At 60.0% G+C, this 16599-nt stretch carries 16 protein-coding genes; 12 read left to right on the top strand and 4 right to left on the bottom strand.

Annotated elements, in window-relative coordinates; all coding sequences use genetic code 11:
• The 9 genes from murD to lpxC all read left to right on the top strand — a co-directional run bounded on the left by murD (position 1) and on the right by lpxC (position 10410).
• A complete protein-coding gene (gene murD, locus ACK3SD_RS14555; RefSeq protein ID WP_481125946.1) occupies positions 1-1320 on the top strand; it encodes a UDP-N-acetylmuramoyl-L-alanine--D-glutamate ligase in 1320 nt (439 codons plus the stop codon).
• Positions 1317-2537, top strand: coding sequence for a cell division protein FtsW (gene ftsW / locus ACK3SD_RS14550; protein ID WP_481125945.1), 1221 nt, complete (start codon positions 1317-1319; stop codon positions 2535-2537). Before murD ends, ftsW begins: the two co-directional genes overlap by 4 nt.
• A gap of 2 nt (positions 2538-2539) precedes the next feature.
• Entirely contained in the window at positions 2540-3646 is a 1107-nt protein-coding gene (murG, locus tag ACK3SD_RS14545; RefSeq protein WP_481125944.1) for an undecaprenyldiphospho-muramoylpentapeptide beta-N-acetylglucosaminyltransferase, read from the top strand.
• A 22-nt stretch (positions 3647-3668) separates the two neighbouring features.
• Positions 3669-5144, top strand: a complete 1476-nt coding sequence (murC, locus tag ACK3SD_RS14540) for a UDP-N-acetylmuramate--L-alanine ligase (protein ID WP_137764265.1) — start codon at positions 3669-3671, stop codon at positions 5142-5144.
• Positions 5137-6057 carry a D-alanine--D-alanine ligase gene (locus ACK3SD_RS14535; protein ID WP_481125943.1) on the top strand — a complete coding sequence of 307 codons (921 nt, stop codon included), beginning with the start codon at positions 5137-5139 and terminating at the stop codon, positions 6055-6057. Before murC ends, ACK3SD_RS14535 begins: the two co-directional genes overlap by 8 nt.
• Position 6058: 1 nt before the next feature.
• The gene (gene ftsQ, locus ACK3SD_RS14530; protein WP_481125942.1) at positions 6059-6901 is read left to right on the top strand and encodes a cell division protein FtsQ; all 843 of its coding nucleotides are present in this window, start codon (positions 6059-6061) and stop codon (positions 6899-6901) included.
• A complete protein-coding gene (gene ftsA / locus ACK3SD_RS14525; RefSeq protein WP_072928843.1) occupies positions 6898-8154 on the top strand; it encodes a cell division protein FtsA in 1257 nt (418 codons plus the stop codon). The genes ftsQ and ftsA overlap by 4 nt, the downstream gene beginning before the upstream one ends.
• A 71-nt stretch (positions 8155-8225) precedes the next feature.
• Positions 8226-9392, top strand: a complete 1167-nt coding sequence (gene ftsZ / locus ACK3SD_RS14520; RefSeq protein WP_137764263.1) for a cell division protein FtsZ — start codon at positions 8226-8228, stop codon at positions 9390-9392.
• A 100-nt stretch (positions 9393-9492) separates the two neighbouring features.
• Complete coding sequence (gene lpxC / locus ACK3SD_RS14515) at positions 9493-10410, top strand: UDP-3-O-acyl-N-acetylglucosamine deacetylase (RefSeq protein WP_137764262.1); 918 nt, start codon at positions 9493-9495, stop codon at positions 10408-10410.
• A gap of 15 nt (positions 10411-10425) precedes the next feature.
• Here lpxC and ACK3SD_RS14510 read toward each other — a convergent pair whose 3' ends face one another.
• A complete protein-coding gene (locus tag ACK3SD_RS14510) occupies positions 10426-10944 on the bottom strand; it encodes a DUF721 domain-containing protein (RefSeq protein ID WP_481125941.1) in 519 nt (172 codons plus the stop codon).
• Between the two features lie 29 nt (positions 10945-10973).
• Here ACK3SD_RS14510 and secM point away from each other — a divergent pair, with 29 nt between their 5' ends.
• The 3 genes from secM (at position 10974) to mutT (ending at position 14772) form a co-directional block, all read left to right on the top strand.
• Positions 10974-11480, top strand: coding sequence for a secA translation cis-regulator SecM (gene secM / locus ACK3SD_RS14505; RefSeq protein WP_137764260.1), 507 nt, complete (start codon positions 10974-10976; stop codon positions 11478-11480).
• A gap of 81 nt (positions 11481-11561) precedes the next feature.
• Complete coding sequence (gene secA, locus ACK3SD_RS14500) at positions 11562-14273, top strand: preprotein translocase subunit SecA (RefSeq protein ID WP_481125940.1); 2712 nt, start codon at positions 11562-11564, stop codon at positions 14271-14273.
• Between the two features lie 112 nt (positions 14274-14385).
• Positions 14386-14772, top strand: a complete 387-nt coding sequence (mutT, locus tag ACK3SD_RS14495) for an 8-oxo-dGTP diphosphatase MutT (RefSeq protein ID WP_481125939.1) — start codon at positions 14386-14388, stop codon at positions 14770-14772.
• A gap of 26 nt (positions 14773-14798) precedes the next feature.
• Here mutT and yacG read toward each other — a convergent pair whose 3' ends face one another.
• From yacG to coaE, 3 genes are read right to left on the bottom strand one after another with little or no spacing between them, the layout of a single operon-like run.
• The gene (yacG, locus tag ACK3SD_RS14490) at positions 14799-14999 is read right to left on the bottom strand and encodes a DNA gyrase inhibitor YacG (protein WP_137764257.1); all 201 of its coding nucleotides are present in this window, start codon (positions 14997-14999) and stop codon (positions 14799-14801) included.
• Between the two features lie 28 nt (positions 15000-15027).
• Positions 15028-15780, bottom strand: a complete 753-nt coding sequence (zapD, locus tag ACK3SD_RS14485; protein ID WP_137764256.1) for a cell division protein ZapD — start codon at positions 15778-15780, stop codon at positions 15028-15030.
• Positions 15781-15784: 4 nt separating this feature from the next.
• Positions 15785-16396 (bottom strand): dephospho-CoA kinase, encoded by a 612-nt coding sequence (coaE, locus tag ACK3SD_RS14480; RefSeq protein WP_481125938.1) that lies wholly within the window; start codon positions 16394-16396, stop codon positions 15785-15787.
• Positions 16397-16599 lie beyond the last annotated feature (203 nt).

Here is a 16599-nt window from a genome sequence, read left to right as displayed (position 1 = left end):
ATGGCTGACTATCAGGATAAAAAGGTCGTCATTATCGGGTTGGGGCTAACGGGCCTCTCCTGTGTGGAGTTCTTCATGGCGCGTGGCGTGACGCCGCGGGTCATGGATACCCGCGCCAACCCGCCGGGACAAGACGCACTGCCCGCTGGCGTGGAGTGCCATGTCGGCTCGCTCAATGAAGCGTGGCTGATGGCGGCTGACCTGATTGTCGCCAGCCCCGGTCTGGCGCTGGCTACCCCGGCGCTGAGTGCGGCGGCGGAAGCGGGCATTGAGATCGTCGGCGACGTAGAGCTGTTCTGCCGTGAGGCACAGGCCCCGATTGTTGCCATCACCGGTTCCAACGGCAAAAGCACTGTCACCACCCTGGTGGGCGAAATGGCGAAGGCCGCCGGCTGGGCGGTCGGCGTGGGCGGCAACATCGGGCTGCCGGTGCTGTCGCTGCTGGAGAACCCTTGCCAGCTTTACGTGCTGGAGCTGTCGAGCTTCCAGCTGGAGACCACCTCCAGCCTGAAGGCCACGGCCGCCACCATCCTGAACGTCACCGAAGACCATATGGATCGCTATCCATTTGGGCTGCAACAGTACCGCGCCGCCAAGCTGCGCATCTATGAGAATGCGGAAATTTGTGTGGTAAATGCCGATGACGCCCTCACGATGCCGGTGCGCGGTGCCGATAAACGTTGCGTCAGTTTTGGCACCGACGTTGGCGACTACCACCTTAACCGCCAGCAAGGCGAAACCTGGCTGCGGGTGCGGGGCGAAAAAGTCCTGAACACCAAAGAGATGGCGTTGACCGGTCAGCATAATTACACCAATGCCCTGGCGGCGCTGGCGCTGGCGGATGCCGCCGGCATTCCGCGCGCCTCCAGCCTGAAAGCGTTGACCACCTTTGGTGGGCTGGCACACCGCTTCCAGCTGGTGCACCAGCAGAACGGGGTGCGCTGGATCAATGACTCCAAGGCCACCAACGTCGGCAGTACTGAGGCGGCGCTGAAGGGGTTGCAGACCGACGGCACGCTCTACCTGCTGCTGGGCGGCGACGGCAAATCCGCGGACTTCTCGCCGCTGGCGCCTTACCTGGCGCGGCCAGACATTCGCGTCTACTGCTTTGGCCGGGATGGCGATGCGCTGGCTGAATTGCGCCCAGAGGTGTCGGTGCGTGTAGAGACGATGGAACAGGCGATGCGGGCGCTGGCCCCGGCGCTCCAGAGCGGCGACATGGTGCTGCTCTCGCCGGCCTGCGCCAGCCTTGACCAGTTCCGCAATTTTGAGCAGCGGGGCGATGAGTTCGCCCGGCTGGCTAAGGAGTTGGGCCAATGAAGATCCCGGGCCTGCGTCTGATAGGCGGCCTGTTTGCCAGCCTGTTTGGCAAGCTCAATGACTGGGTGATGGGCGCGCGCGAAAGCGACGACACCAGCATGGTGCTCTATGACCGCACCCTGCTGTGGCTCACCTTCGGTCTGGCGATTATCGGCTTTGTGATGGTCACCTCGGCTTCGATGCCGATTGGCCAGCGGCTGGCGGACGATCCTTTCCTGTTCGCCAAGCGTGATGCGCTCTACCTTGGGCTGGCATTCGTGCTCGCGCTGGTGACGCTGCGCGTACCGATGGCCGTCTGGCAGCGCTACAGCAACGTGATGTTGCTGCTGTCACTGGTGATGCTGCTGATTGTGTTGGTGGTGGGCAGTTCGGTCAACGGCGCCTCGCGCTGGATCGCGCTCGGGCCGCTGCGTATCCAGCCGGCAGAGTTCTCCAAGCTTTCGCTGTTCTGCTACCTCGCCAGCTATCTGGTGCGGAAAGTGGAGGAGGTGCGCAGTAACTTTTGGGGCTTCTGCAAACCGATGGGCGTGATGGTGATGCTGGCGGTGCTGCTGTTGGCGCAGCCAGACCTCGGCACCGTGGTGGTGCTGTTCATTACCACGCTGGCGATGCTGTTCCTGGCCGGTGCGAAAATGTGGCAGTTTTTGGCGATTATCGGCTCCGGTGCCTTTGCGGTAGTGCTGCTGATCATTGCCGAGCCGTACCGTATGCGCCGCGTTACCTCGTTCTGGAACCCGTGGGCCGATCCCTTCGGCAGCGGCTACCAGTTAACCCAGTCGCTGATGGCGTTTGGCCGGGGCGAATTCTGGGGACAGGGGCTGGGTAATTCCGTACAGAAACTGGAGTATTTGCCGGAAGCGCACACCGATTTTATTTTCTCCATTCTCGGTGAGGAGCTGGGGTATTTCGGTGTGGTTTTGGCCTTGTTAATGGTATTCTTCGTCGCTTTTCGGGCGATGTCCATCGGCCGCAAGGCGTTGGAGATCGATCAGCGCTTTTCCGGCTTCCTGGCCTGTTCGATTGGCGTCTGGTTTAGCTTCCAGGCACTGGTCAACGTCGGCGCTGCCGCCGGTATGCTGCCGACCAAGGGCCTGACGCTGCCGCTGATCAGTTACGGCGGCTCGAGCCTGTTGATTATGTCCACGGCAATTGTTCTGTTGCTGCGGATCGATTTTGAAACGCGGATGACGAAAGCGCAGGCGTTTGTAAGGGGTTAATGATGAGTGGCAAGACCAAGCGTTTACTGGTGATGGCAGGCGGGACTGGCGGGCATGTGTTCCCAGGGCTGGCCGTGGCCCATCACCTGATGGCGCAGGGCTGGCAGGTACGCTGGCTGGGAACTGCCGACCGGATGGAGGCGGATCTGGTGCCCAAACATGGCATTGAGATCGACTTTATCCGCATTTCCGGACTGCGCGGCAAGGGGCTGAAGGCCCAGCTGCTGGCCCCAGTGCGCATCTTCCGCGCGGTGCGTCAGGCGAAAGCGATTATCCGCCGCGACCAGCCGGATGTGGTGCTGGGCATGGGCGGTTACGTCTCCGGCCCCGGCGGCCTGGCGGCCTGGCTCAGCGGCGTCCCGGTGGTGCTGCATGAGCAAAACGGCATCGCTGGCCTGACCAACCGCTGGCTGTCAAAGATCGCCAAAAAGGTGTTGCAGGCGTTCCCCGGTGCCTTTGCCAAGGCTGAGGTAGTGGGCAACCCGGTGCGTACTGACGTGCTGGCGCTGCCGCTGCCAGCTACCCGACTGGCGGGCCGTGAAGGCCCGATTCGCGTACTGGTGGTGGGCGGCAGTCAGGGCGCGCGCGTCCTGAACCAGACCCTGCCAGCGGTGGCCGCCGCAATGGGCGAGCGCATCACCCTCTGGCATCAGGTGGGCAAGGGCGCGCTGGCCGAGGTTGAGCAGGCGTACCGCGCCGCTGGCCAGCCGAGGCACCGGATTGCCGAATTCATTGATGACATGGCCGAGGCTTACGCTTGGGCTGATGTGGTGGTCTGCCGCTCCGGCGCGCTGACCGTCAGCGAGATCGCCGCTGCGGGCCTGCCGGCAATCTTCGTGCCGTTCCAGCATAAGGATCGCCAGCAATACTGGAATGCCTTGCCGCTGGAAAAGGCGGGTGCAGCCCGCATTCTGGAGCAACCAGACTTTACCGCCGAGGCGGTGTGCGGATTGCTGGCCCAGTGGGATCGTCCGACGTTGGCTGAGATGGCGCAACGGGCTCGGGCGGTCGCTATTCCGGACGCCACCGAGCGGGTGGCTGCCGAGGTGTGCGCCGCGGCGCATATTGACTATGAGCGAACCGCGCCGCGCGCGGTTGCCAATCAGTAACGATGGAAAAGTGAAAAACAACGTGAATACACAACAATTGGCGAAACTCAGAACCTTCGTGCCCGAGATGCATCGCGTCCGGCACATCCACTTTGTTGGCATCGGTGGTGCCGGCATGGGTGGCATCGCCGAAGTGTTGGCTAATGAGGGCTACCAGATCAGCGGCTCTGATCTGGCGCCGAACCCGGTGACGCAGCACCTGACGTCACTGGGTGCACAGATTTACTATCACCATCGCCCGGAAAACGTGCTGGACGCCAGCGTCGTGGTGGTCTCCTCCGCCATTACTCAGGATAACCCGGAGATCGTGGCAGCCCGCGAGGCGCGCATTCCGGTAATCCGCCGTGCGGAGATGCTGGCGGAGCTGATGCGCTTCCGCCACGGCATTGCCATTGCCGGCACCCACGGCAAAACCACCACCACGGCGATGGTGAGCAGCATTTACGCCGAGGCCGGGCTGGACCCGACCTTTGTGAACGGTGGGCTGGTGAAGGCCGCCGGTACCCATGCCCGGCTGGGGAGCAGCCGCTACCTGATCGCGGAAGCGGATGAGAGCGATGCCTCCTTCCTGCACCTGCAACCGATGGTGGCGATTGTGACCAATATCGAAGCCGATCACATGGATACCTATCAGGGCGACTTTGAGAACCTGAAGCAGACCTTCATTAACTTCCTGCACAACCTGCCATTCTATGGGCGCGCGGTGATGTGCATTGATGACCCGGTGGTGCGCGAGCTGTTACCGCGCGTCGGCCGCCATGTCACCACCTATGGCTTTAGCGAGGATGCGGACGTGCGGCTGGAGGATTACCAGCAGCAGGGCGCACAGGGGCACTTCACCCTGCGCCGTCAGGACAAGCCGCTGATGACCGTGACGCTGAACGCGCCGGGCCGCCACAACGCCCTGAACGCCGCGGCGGCGGTGGCGGTGGCGACCGAGGAGGGCATTGCTGATGCGGCCATCCTCAGCGCGCTGGCGGGCTTCCAGGGTACCGGGCGCCGCTTTGACTTCCTCGGCGAGTATCCGTTAGCCGCGGTCAACGGCAAAGAGGGCGCGGCAATGCTGGTGGATGACTACGGCCACCACCCGACCGAAGTGGACGCTACCATCAAGGCGGCGCGTGCCGGTTGGCCGGACAAGCGGCTGGTGATGATCTTCCAGCCACACCGTTACACCCGTACCCGCGATCTGTATGACGACTTCGCCAATGTGCTGTCGCAAGTGGACGTGTTGCTGATGCTGGACGTCTATGCGGCCGGCGAAGCGCCGATTCCGGGGGCGGATAGCCGCTCCCTCTGCCGCACGATCCGCGGGCGCGGTAAGATTGATCCTATTTTGGTTTCCGATGTGGATACCGTGCCGGAAAATCTTGCCCAAATCCTGGAGAATGAGGACTTGGTGCTGGTGCAGGGCGCCGGCAATGTCGGCAAGGTTGCCCGTAAATTGGCTGAGCAGAAATTTCAGCCCGTAAGAAAAGGTGAAGAGCAACATGGCTGATAAAGTCGCGGTATTACTGGGCGGCACCTCCGCTGAACGCGAAGTATCGTTGCAATCCGGGCAGGCAGTGCTGGCCGGATTACGTGAGTCGGGCATTGATGCCCATCCGGTCGATCCGCAAGAGACGCCGGTGACGCAGCTGAAAGAGCAGGGCTTCACCAAGGTATTTATCGCGCTGCATGGCCGCGGCGGTGAGGACGGCACTTTGCAAGGGCTGCTGGAGCATCTGGGTCTGCCCTATACCGGCAGCGGCGTGATGGCCTCGGCGCTGACGATGGACAAGATGCGCACCAAGCGCATCTGGCAGGCGATGAACTTGCCGGTCGCGCCGTTCGTGGCGCTCAACCGCCAACAGTTCACCTCTGGTGAGCTGGGCGAGGATGCCACTACGCTGGCCGCGCTCGGTTTCCCGCTGATTGTGAAGCCGAGCCGTGAAGGCTCGAGCGTTGGTATGAGCAAGGTAGACGGCATCGAACAGCTGCAACCGGCGCTGGAAGCGGCGTTCCGCCATGACGACGATGTACTGGTGGAGAAGTGGCTGAGTGGGCCGGAGTTCACAGTTGCGATCCTGGGTGATGAGGTTCTGCCCTCAATTCGCATCCAACCGGCTGGGGTGTTCTATGATTACGAGGCGAAGTATCTCTCTGACGAGACGCAATATTTCTGCCCTAGCGGTGTCAGCGAACGTGAAGAGGCGCATCTGGCCGATCTGGCCCTGCGCGCATATCGCGCGCTGGATTGCCAGGGTTGGGGTCGGGTCGACATCATGCAGGACAGCAATGGCGGGTTCTACCTGCTTGAGGTGAACACCTCGCCGGGGATGACCAGCCACAGTCTGGTGCCGATGGCCGCCCGCCAGCATGGTTTGAGCTTTGCCCAGCTGGTGGCGCGCATTCTGGAGCTTGCTGACTGATATGTCGCAAGCGGCGTTGAATGCACGCGAGCGTAATGAGCCAACGGTCAGCCGTGGCCTGCGCCGCAGTAACGGTACTCGGCTGGTGGGGGTGCTCTTCCTGCTGCTGGTGCTTGGCACCATCGGCTGGGGCGGTTGGGCCGTGGTGGGCTGGATGAAAGATGCCAGCCGGCTGCCGCTCTCACGGCTGGTGGTGACGGGTGAGCGCCACTACACCACCAACGACGACATCCGCCAGGCGATTCTGGCGCTGGGGTCGCCAGGCACCTTCATGACGCAGGATGTGGATGTCATCCAGCAGCAGATTGAGCGGTTGCCGTGGATCAAGCAGGCCAGCGTGCGCAAGCAGTGGCCGGATGAGCTGAAGATCCACCTGGTGGAGTATGTACCCGTCGCCCGCTGGAATGACCTGCACATGGTGGACGCGGACGCGAAGTCGTTCAGCGTGCCGTCAGAGCGGGTGGGCAAACAGACGTTGCCCCTGCTCTACGGGCCGGAGGGGAGTGAACAGGATGTTTTGCAAGGTTACAGAACGATGAGCCAGACGCTGGCGGCCAGTAAGTTCACGCTGAAGATGGTCTCCATGACCGCGCGTCACTCCTGGCAGCTGGCTTTGGACAACGATATCCGTATTGATCTGGGCCGTGACGACCGGGCAGGACGCTTGCAGCGCTTCATTGAGCTGTTCCCGGTGTTGCAGCAGCAGGCGCAGACCGACAGCAAGCGCATCAGCTACGTCGATCTGCGGTATGACACCGGTGCGGCAGTTGGCTGGGCTCCGGCGTTCGTGGAGCAGCAAAACAGTAATCAGGAACAAAATCAGGCACAGGCAAAACAACAATGATCAAGTCGACGGACAGAAAACTGGTAGTTGGACTGGAAATCGGTACGGCAAAGGTTGCGGCATTGGTAGGGGAAGTTCTGCCCGATGGCATGGTCAACATTATTGGGGTGGGCAGTTGCCCGTCCCGCGGTATGGACAAGGGTGGCGTTAACGACCTGGAGTCAGTGGTAAAATGCGTACAACGCGCCATTGATCAGGCGGAACTGATGGCAGATTGCCAGATTTCGTCAGTGTATCTGGCGCTTTCTGGCAAACATATCAGCTGTCAGAACGAAATCGGGATGGTTCCTATTTCGGAGGAGGAGGTCACGCAGGAAGATGTGGAGAATGTGGTCCACACCGCCAAATCGGTACGTGTGCGCGATGAGCACCGTATCCTGCATGTCATCCCCCAGGAGTACGCCATCGACTATCAGGAAGGCATCAAGAACCCGGTCGGCTTGTCCGGTGTCAGGATGCAGGCGAAGGTGCATCTGATCACCTGCCACAACGACATGGCGAAAAACATCGTCAAAGCGGTGGAGCGTTGTGGCCTGAAAGTTGACCAACTGATTTTCGCCGGGCTGGCGGCCAGCTATGCGGTCTTGACTGAAGATGAACGCGAGTTGGGCGTCTGCGTGGTGGATATTGGCGGTGGTACGATGGATATCGCCGTCTACACAGGCGGGGCGCTGCGCCACACCAAGGTTATCCCTTACGCGGGGAACGTGGTGACCAGCGACATCGCCTACGCTTTCGGCACCCCGCCAACGGATGCCGAGGCGATTAAAGTGCGCCACGGATGCGCGCTGGGATCGATTGTCAGCAAGGATGAGAGCGTTGAAGTACCGAGCGTGGGCGGGCGTCCGCCACGCAGTCTGCAAAGGCAGACCCTGGCCGAGGTGATTGAGCCGCGCTACACCGAGCTGCTGAACCTGGTCAATGACGAGATCCTGCAGCTGCAGGAGCAACTGCGCCAGCAGGGCGTTAAACATCATTTGGCCGCCGGCATTGTCCTGACCGGCGGCGCGGCGCAAATTGATGGTCTGGCGGCTTGCGCCCAACGGGTGTTCCACACCCAGGTGCGTATTGGCCAGCCGTTGAACATCACCGGGCTAACGGATTATGCGCAGGAGCCTTACTACTCGACAGCGGTCGGGCTGCTGCACTACGGAAAAGAGTCTCACCTGAGCGGTGAGGCGGAAGTGGAAAAACGCGCCTCAGTGGGCAACTGGTTCAAACGAATCAACAGCTGGCTGAGAAAAGAATTTTAATGTTTAACAAGAGATCAAGCTGATCCTCTTTTTTTGATCTCGAAGCGACAGGCACAAAACGGAGAGAAATTATGTTTGAACCTATGGAATTAACCAATGACGCGGTGATTAAAGTCATCGGCGTCGGCGGTGGCGGCGGTAATGCCGTTGAACATATGGTGCGCGAGCGCATCGAAGGTGTTGAATTCTTCGCCGTAAACACAGACGCTCAGGCGCTGCGTAAGACGGCGGTGGGCCAAACCATCCAGATCGGCAGCGGCATCACCAAAGGGCTGGGCGCGGGCGCCAACCCGGAAGTGGGTCGTAACTCTGCTGAAGAGGACCGCGAGGCACTGCGTACGGCGCTGGAAGGCGCTGACATGGTCTTCATCGCAGCCGGCATGGGCGGCGGCACCGGGACGGGCGCAGCGCCTGTCGTGGCTGAAGTGGCCAAAGATCTGGGTATTCTGACCGTCGCTGTGGTGACCAAGCCTTTCAACTTTGAAGGCAAAAAGCGCATGGCGTTTGCGGAGCAGGGCATCGCCGAGCTCTCCAAACACGTTGACTCGCTGATCACCATCCCGAATGACAAGCTGTTGAAGGTGCTGGGTCGTGGCATCTCCCTGCTGGACGCGTTCGGCGCGGCCAACGACGTGCTGAAAGGCGCGGTCCAGGGCATCGCTGAGCTGATTACCCGCCCAGGCCTGATGAACGTCGACTTTGCGGACGTGCGCACCGTGATGTCCGAAATGGGCTACGCGATGATGGGTTCTGGCGTTGCCTGTGGCGAAGATCGCGCCGAGGAAGCGGCAGAGATGGCCATCTCCAGCCCGCTGCTGGAAGACATCGACCTCTCTGGCGCGCGCGGCGTGCTGGTCAACATCACCGCGGGCTTCGACCTGCGTCTGGATGAGTTCGAAACCGTGGGTAACACCATCCGCGCCTTCGCCTCTGACAACGCGACCGTGGTAATCGGTACCTCGCTGGATCCGGAGATGAACGACGAACTGCGTGTCACCGTGGTGGCGACCGGTATCGGCATGGACAAACGCCCAGAGATCACCCTGGTCACCAACAAGCCGCAGACCCAACAGCAGCCAGTGATGGATCACCGTTACCAGCAGCATGGCCTCTCCCCACTGCCACAGCAGCAGGAGAACAAACCGGCCGCCAAAGTGGTGAACGAGCAGAACACCCAATCCAACAAAGAGCCTGATTATCTGGATATTCCGGCCTTCCTGCGTAAGCAGGCGGATTAATTGTCGCTGCTTTTTCATCTCCGCTCTTTGTGCTAAACTGTCCCGCCGATCCTGGTATAAGCTAGGGTCGGTAGGATGGATAACATTGCGAGATAAAACGATGATCAAACAACGCACACTAAAACGTATTGTTCAGGCGACTGGCGTCGGTTTGCATACCGGCAAGAAAGTCACCCTGACCTTGCGCCCTGCACCGGCAAATACCGGGGTCATCTATCGTCGCACTGACTTGAATCCACCGGTTGATTTTCCGGCAGATGCAAAATCCGTGCGTGATACCATGCTCTGTACTTGCCTGGTCAATGAGCATGACGTACGTATTTCTACGGTTGAGCACCTGAATGCCGCACTGGCGGGATTGGGTATCGACAACATCGTAGTGGAAGTGGATGCGCCTGAAATCCCAATCATGGATGGCAGCGCCGCGCCTTTCGTCTACCTGTTGCTTGACGCCGGCATTGAAGAGCTGAACTCCGCCAAGAAATTCTTACGTATTAAGCAGCCTGTTCGCGTGGAAGAGGGCGACAAGTGGGCCGAACTGACACCGCACAACGGTTTCAGCCTCGACTTTACTATCGACTTTAACCACCCGGCGATCAACGCCAGTTCGCAGCGCTACCGCATGGACTTCTCTGCCGACGCCTTTGTCCGCCAGATTAGCCGCGCGCGTACCTTCGGCTTTATGCGTGACATCGAGTACCTGCAATCCCGTGGCCTTTGCCTGGGCGGCAGTTTCGATTGCGCGATTGTCGTGGATGACTACCGTGTGCTGAACGAAGATGGCCTGCGTTTTGAGGACGAGTTTGTACGTCACAAAATGCTGGACGCCATCGGTGACCTGTTCATGTGCGGCCACAACATCATCGGCGCGCTGACGGCTTTCAAGTCCGGCCATGCGCTGAATAACAAGTTGCTGCAAGCGGTGTTGGCGAAACAGGAAGCGTGGGAATATGTGACCTTCGAGGACGAAGCGGAAATGCCGCTGGCATTCAAAGCCCCGTCCGCCGTACTGGCCTAATTCCGACGCGACGCGTCACTTGCCTCTGTTGGTTGCACTGGTACCCTCTCCGGCCAGTGCAGCCAGCCGTTCCAAGGCTTTCTTAAGCTTCTCAGGACTGCGCTCTGCTACCCCACGTAATACATCCGCGCTCTGCGGGCTAAGCTGCCGGAATACTTGCTGTTTTTCCTGTTCAATGCCTGAGTTTTTTTGCGTGGCCGCTTCCGCTTTTGCCATGAGCGACGGATTAATCCTGATGTCGATCGCACTCAATGATGGTAAGATTTGCGCTCGCAGAGCCGAGAGCAAAGTGGACTGTTCGTAGCGTAATCGCATCATCCAACTGGCATTCGCGGTTTCAAGCACTAAAATACCCTGTCGGTAATTGGCAACACGACACCAGGGGTGCAATTGAGCAGGCAACAGGCCTTTCACTGCACGATTAAGTTTCAAGAGCGCGGTTGCACGCTGCTGTACGCTATGCAGCGGGCTTTTTTCTCCCGCAGAAGCATCGTCGAACAGAACTTCTAATAATTGTGGGCGGCTATCACGCATGGCGGGGCTCCGGCGGATCTGAACTCGTAATGGGTATTCTAAATCTTTGGCGACAATTTGGCAGACGTTATTTCTGGCCGCATCTCCTGTTGGGGATGGTCGCGGCAAGCTTTGGGGTCTCCTCAAGCCTGAATGGCGCGTCTGAACAGTCGTCACTGCCCAATCCTGCCTCCTCGCTCAATCGCCAGAACAGCGCCAGCACCGCCTTCAGCCGGCTGATGCTGTTGCAGGAGTCGCAACGCCGCGCCTTCGCCGTGGATTACTGGCACCAGCACGCCATTCGCACCGTCATTCGTCACCTCTCCTTCGCCTTTACGCCGCACACAATGGCGGAGAAGGATGAGGCGCAGGGTGCCCCCCTGCAAGCACAGCGTCTGGCGCTGCTGGTTTCGCTCAATGCGTTGCTGACGCAGGAGCCGAAGCCGCCCACCATTGTCCATCTCACTTCCCCCTCACTGTATGTCACTGTCTCACAACATCAACCGGGATTGTGGCTGGCCCAAGTGCAAGGTATTCGTGCCGGGCCGTTTGCATAATTCGATCAATACCTTTAAAACCATAAGTAGATCCAATGACATAGTGGCTTATTTATAACCACAAAAGAGATATGACGAATTATGTTGATTAAATTATTGACCAAAATTTTTGGTAGCCGTAACGACCGCACCTTGCGTCGCATGCGCAAAGCCGTAGACCTGATCAATCGTCTGGAGCCGGAGATCGAAAAGCTCTCTGATGAGGCGCTGAAAGCCAAAACCGACGAGTTCCGTGCGCGTCTGGCCAAGGGCGAGAGCCTGGAAGCCCTGTTACCGGAAGCCTTCGCCGTAGTGCGCGAGGCGAGCAAGCGCGTGTTCGGGATGCGTCACTTCGACGTCCAGCTGCTGGGCGGCATGGTGCTGAATGATCGCTGCATCGCCGAGATGCGTACCGGTGAGGGTAAAACCCTGACCGCGACCCTGCCGGCCTACCTGAACGCCCTGAGCGGCAAAGGCGTGCACGTTGTGACCGTCAACGACTACCTCGCCCAGCGCGATGCGGAAAAGAACCGCCCGCTGTTTGAGTTCCTTGGCCTGACCGTCGGCATCAACCTGCCGGGGGTGCCGGCACCGGTCAAACGCGCCGCCTATGCCGCAGACATCACCTACGGTACCAACAACGAGTACGGCTTCGACTACCTGCGTGACAACATGGCTTTCAGCCCAGAAGAGCGCGTGCAGCGCAAACTGCACTATGCGCTGGTGGATGAGGTGGATTCCATCTTGATCGATGAGGCGCGTACCCCGCTCATCATCTCCGGCCCGGCGGAAGACAGCTCCGAGATGTACATCAAGGTCAACAAGCTGATCCCGAAACTGATCCGCCAGGAGAAAGAGGACTCCGACACCTTCCAGGGTGAAGGCCACTTCTCCGTGGATGAGAAAGCGCGTCAGGTACACCTGACCGAGCGCGGTCTGGTACTGATCGAAGAGTTGCTGATGGACGCTGGTATCATGGAAGAGGGCGAATCGCTCTACTCGCCGACCAACATCATGCTGATGCACCATGTGACCGCCGCCCTGCGCGCCCATGTGCTGTTCACCCGTGACGTCGATTACATCGTCAAAGATGGCGAAGTGATCATCGTGGATGAGCACACTGGCCGTACCATGCAGGGCCGCCGCTGGTCTGATGGCCTGCATCAGGCGGTGGAAGCCAAAGAGGGCGTGGATATCCAGAACGAGAACCAGACGCTGGCCTCCATCACCTTCCAGAACTATTTCCGCCTGTATGAGAAGCTGGCCGGCATGACCGGTACTGCTGATACCGAGGCCTTTGAGTTCAGCTCCATCTACAAACTGGACACCATCGTGGTGCCGACCAACCGCCCGATGCAGCGTAAAGACCTGCCGGATCTGGTCTACATGACCGAAGCGGAGAAAATTGGCGCCATCATTGAAGACATCAAAGAGCGCACCGCCAACGGCCAGCCGGTGCTGGTGGGTACCATCTCGATTGAAAAATCGGAAGTGGTCTCCAACGAGCTGACCAAGGCAGGCATCACCCACAACGTGCTGAACGCCAAGTTCCATGCCCGCGAAGCGGACATCGTGGCACAGGCTGGTCAGCCGGGCGCGGTCACCATCGCCACCAACATGGCGGGCCGTGGTACGGACATCATGCTGGGCGGCAGCTGGCAGGTTGAACTGGCCGAACTGGAAGAGCCGACGCAGCAGCAAGTGGACGCCATCAAGGCAGCATGGCAGGCCCGCCACGAAGCGGTGCTGGCCTCCGGTGGTTTGCACATCATCGGCACCGAGCGCCATGAGTCGCGCCGTATCGACAACCAGTTGCGCGGCCGTGCGGGCCGTCAGGGTGATGCCGGTTCCTCCCGCTTCTACCTCTCGATGGAAGATGCCCTGATGCGTATCTTCGCTTCTGACCGCGTCTCCAACATGATGCGCAAGCTGGGCATGAAGCCGGGTGAAGCGATTGAGCACCCGTGGGTGACCAAGGCGATCGCCAACGCCCAGCGCAAGGTGGAGAGCCGCAACTTTGACATCCGTAAACAGCTGCTGGAGTACGATGACGTCGCCAACGACCAGCGTCGCGCCATTTACACCCAGCGTAATGAGCTACTGGATGTGTCGGACGTCAGCGAAACCATCGCCAGCATCCGTGAGGATGTGTTCAAGGCGACGCTCGACAGCTACATCCCACCGCAATCTCTGGAAGAGATGTGGGACATTCCGGGGCTGGAGCAGCGCCTGAAGGCCGATTTCGATCTGGAACTGCCGATCAAAGAGTGGCTGGACAAAGAGCCGCAACTGCATGAAGAGACGCTGCGCGAGCGCATTCTGCATAGCGCCATTGAGGTGTACCAGCGCAAGGAAGAGGTGGTTGGCGTCGAGATGATGCGCAACTTCGAGAAGGGCGTGATGCTGCAAACGCTGGACTCCCTGTGGAAAGAGCACCTGGCAGCGATGGATTACCTGCGTCAGGGCATCCACCTGCGCGGCTATGCCCAGAAAGATCCGAAGCAAGAGTACAAGCGCGAGTCGTTCGCCATGTTCGCCTCCATGCTGGAGTCACTGAAATATGAGGTGATCAGCACCCTGAGCAAGGTACAGGTACGCCTGCCGGAAGAGGTGGAAGCCCTAGAGCAGCAGCGCCGTGAAGAGGCGGAGCGTCTGGCGCAACACCAGCAGCTGAGCCACCAGACCGACGCGGCCATCGAGGCGGAAGCCGCGATTGGCGCGGCATTGGGCGAACGCAAAGTGGGGCGCAACGACCCTTGCCCATGCGGTTCCGGTAAAAAATATAAGCAGTGCCATGGCCGCCTGCAGAAGTAAGGCCACTTGCCGCCCCGCTGCCTGAGCGCCGGGGCGCAACACATCCACGGGGTTCAGCATGCTGAACCCCGCTTTTTTTGCTAAAACAGCAGACAGAGAAGAGGGCAGCAGCGTGAAACAGTTGGAGATCGCAGTCGGTATCATCCGCAATCCGCAGCAAGAAATTTTTATCACCCAGCGTGCGGCCGGGTCACATATGGCAGGGTTCTGGGAGTTTCCCGGCGGCAAAATTGAGGCCGACGAAACGCCGGAGCAGGCGCTGGTACGTGAGCTGAGCGAAGAGACCGGCATCATCCCTACCGCCATCCAGCCGCTGGAGAGTGTGGCGCATACCTTCAGCGATCGGCAGATCACGCTCCACGTCTTTTTGGTCGAGGCATGGCAGGGGGAACCCTATGGCCGTGAGGGCCAGCCCATGCGTTGGGTCAAGCAGCAGGCGCTGCGCGCGGAGGAGTTCCCGCCCGCCAACGCCGGTATCATTGCAAGGCTGACCGCCTAACGGCGGCCAGCGGCGGCAGGTCGGGACTAGCGCTCGTCCTGCTCGCTCCACTCATCCGAGTCATTCACATCCCCCTGACTCGGGATGCGCTTCTCTTCATCCGCCCACTCGCCCAAATCAATCAACTGGCAGCGCTTGCTGCAAAAGGGCCGGTAGGGGCTACTCGCGTCCCAGCGCACCGGCTTCTGGCAGGTCGGGCAGCTTACGACAGGGGTTTCGGTACTCATAACATCTCCAATCATCAACATCCCCGGCTTAACAGCAGGCCAGGGTAAAAGTGAGACGCGCCGGCACCTGGCCGCGCTCGCTGTCCAGCGACAGGAAGCGGATGGCATAACGGGTCTTGTGGCCGGAGATCTGTGGGTAGATCTGGTGCTCCAGCGCCACCCGCAGCCGCAGCAGATCCGCGTCCTCGGCATTGTCCTGGAAAAAGCCGTTCAGGCTGATCTGGTTTTTGAACGCGCCGGACTGGCGGATCAAATCAAGGATAATGGTCAGCGCCTCATTGAGCGGGGCAAGGGTGGCCAGCCAGGCGCTCACCTGGCTGTCACGCGCCTCCTGCTCCAGGTGCAACCACATATGCAGGGTCGGCAGGTCGAAGCTGCAACAGCCACCCGGAATGCTCAGCCGTTGCTTCACCAGCGCGATCAAACGATCCTCGCGCAGTGCCTGCCCCATACGCGGCGCGGCCATCAGCACGCTGGAGCGCTGCTTGAGCTGCTGGCGCAGCGCATCGACGCGGGCCATGTCCACGCCCGGCACATCGGCCCAGAGCATCAGTTTTTGCTGCTGGCGTTCCAGCTCCTTGAGCAATTCGGTGCGCACTTCGCCGCGCTCCAGTACATCCAACAAATCAGAGATGGTGCGGAAAAAGCTGAGCGCGGTGGCGATATCGCGCAACACCGGGTACTGGTAGATCTGTTGTAGCAAAAATTCGATGCGCAACCAGGTGCGCATCTTCTCATTCAGGGGGTGTTCGAACAGAACGGTCGGGGAAAGGTCGCTCATTGTGTTAATCCTGTTGGGCTGCCGCCGCCAGCTGCAAATAGTGCTGGTGGAGGGCGGCAACACGCGGCACGATCGTCGAGGGATCGCCGCGGTTATCAATAACGTCGTCGGCGCAGGCCAGCCGCTGTTCGCGGGATGCCTGCGCCGCAAGAATATTTTCCGCCTGCTGGCGGGAGACGCCATCACGCGCCGTGGTTCTTGCCAGTTGGGTCTCGCGATCGACATCGATCACCAGCACCCGGTCAGCCCGCGCCTGCAGGCCATTTTCGATCAGCAGCGGCACCACCCACAGTACATAGGGGGAGGTGGCCTGCTGGATCTGCCGCTGGGTCTCCTGCTGGATCAGCGGGTGCAGCAGGGCATTCAGCCACTGCTTCTCATCCGGGGCGGCGAAAATTCGCTCGCGCAACCGGGCGCGATGCAGGCTGCCATCAGGATGGAGGATGCCGTCGCCAAAATGCCGGGCGATCTCTGCCAACGCCGGTGTCCCCGGCTCCACAACCTGACGCGCAATAATGTCGGCATCAACAACGGTGATACCCAATGCGGCAAAGGCATTGGCCACGGTACTTTTGCCACTGCCGATGCCCCCTGTCAGTGCCACAAGATAGTTCATGGTCATGCTCTCATTAATAATGATAGATAAAACAAGATGTTATTTGGCATGGCTCGCAAAATGATGTCAACGCCCGGTTGCTGGGATGGCCATACGGCGGCACCCAACAGGCGATAACAGTGAGCCGGGTCACGCCACATTTCTATGGTTAAATTTCTGTGATTGTAGCGTAAATAAAGTCGGAATCGCAGACTTGTACGGTG

It is taken from the genome of Chimaeribacter sp. YP20170169, assembly GCF_056739715.1.
Note: the sequence above shows the minus strand (reverse complement) of the source record. Positions and strands in the feature narration are given on the sequence as shown.

Coding starts and splice junctions, on each gene's coding strand:
- ftsQ (WP_481125942.1), top strand. CDS start 6,059: ATGTCGCAAGCGGCGTTGAATGCACGCGAGCGTAATGAGCCAACGGTC.
- ACK3SD_RS14510 (WP_481125941.1), bottom strand. CDS start 10,944: ATGCGTGATAGCCGCCCACAATTATTAGAAGTTCTGTTCGACGATGCT.
- yacG (WP_137764257.1), bottom strand. CDS start 14,999: ATGAGTACCGAAACCCCTGTCGTAAGCTGCCCGACCTGCCAGAAGCCG.
- ftsA (WP_072928843.1), top strand. CDS start 6,898: ATGATCAAGTCGACGGACAGAAAACTGGTAGTTGGACTGGAAATCGGT.
- secA (WP_481125940.1), top strand. CDS start 11,562: ATGTTGATTAAATTATTGACCAAAATTTTTGGTAGCCGTAACGACCGC.
- zapD (WP_137764256.1), bottom strand. CDS start 15,780: ATGAGCGACCTTTCCCCGACCGTTCTGTTCGAACACCCCCTGAATGAG.
- coaE (WP_481125938.1), bottom strand. CDS start 16,396: ATGAACTATCTTGTGGCACTGACAGGGGGCATCGGCAGTGGCAAAAGT.
- secM (WP_137764260.1), top strand. CDS start 10,974: ATGGGTATTCTAAATCTTTGGCGACAATTTGGCAGACGTTATTTCTGG.
- ftsW (WP_481125945.1), top strand. CDS start 1,317: ATGAAGATCCCGGGCCTGCGTCTGATAGGCGGCCTGTTTGCCAGCCTG.
- murD (WP_481125946.1), top strand. CDS start 1: ATGGCTGACTATCAGGATAAAAAGGTCGTCATTATCGGGTTGGGGCTA.
- lpxC (WP_137764262.1), top strand. CDS start 9,493: ATGATCAAACAACGCACACTAAAACGTATTGTTCAGGCGACTGGCGTC.
- ACK3SD_RS14535 (WP_481125943.1), top strand. CDS start 5,137: ATGGCTGATAAAGTCGCGGTATTACTGGGCGGCACCTCCGCTGAACGC.
- ftsZ (WP_137764263.1), top strand. CDS start 8,226: ATGTTTGAACCTATGGAATTAACCAATGACGCGGTGATTAAAGTCATC.
- murG (WP_481125944.1), top strand. CDS start 2,540: ATGAGTGGCAAGACCAAGCGTTTACTGGTGATGGCAGGCGGGACTGGC.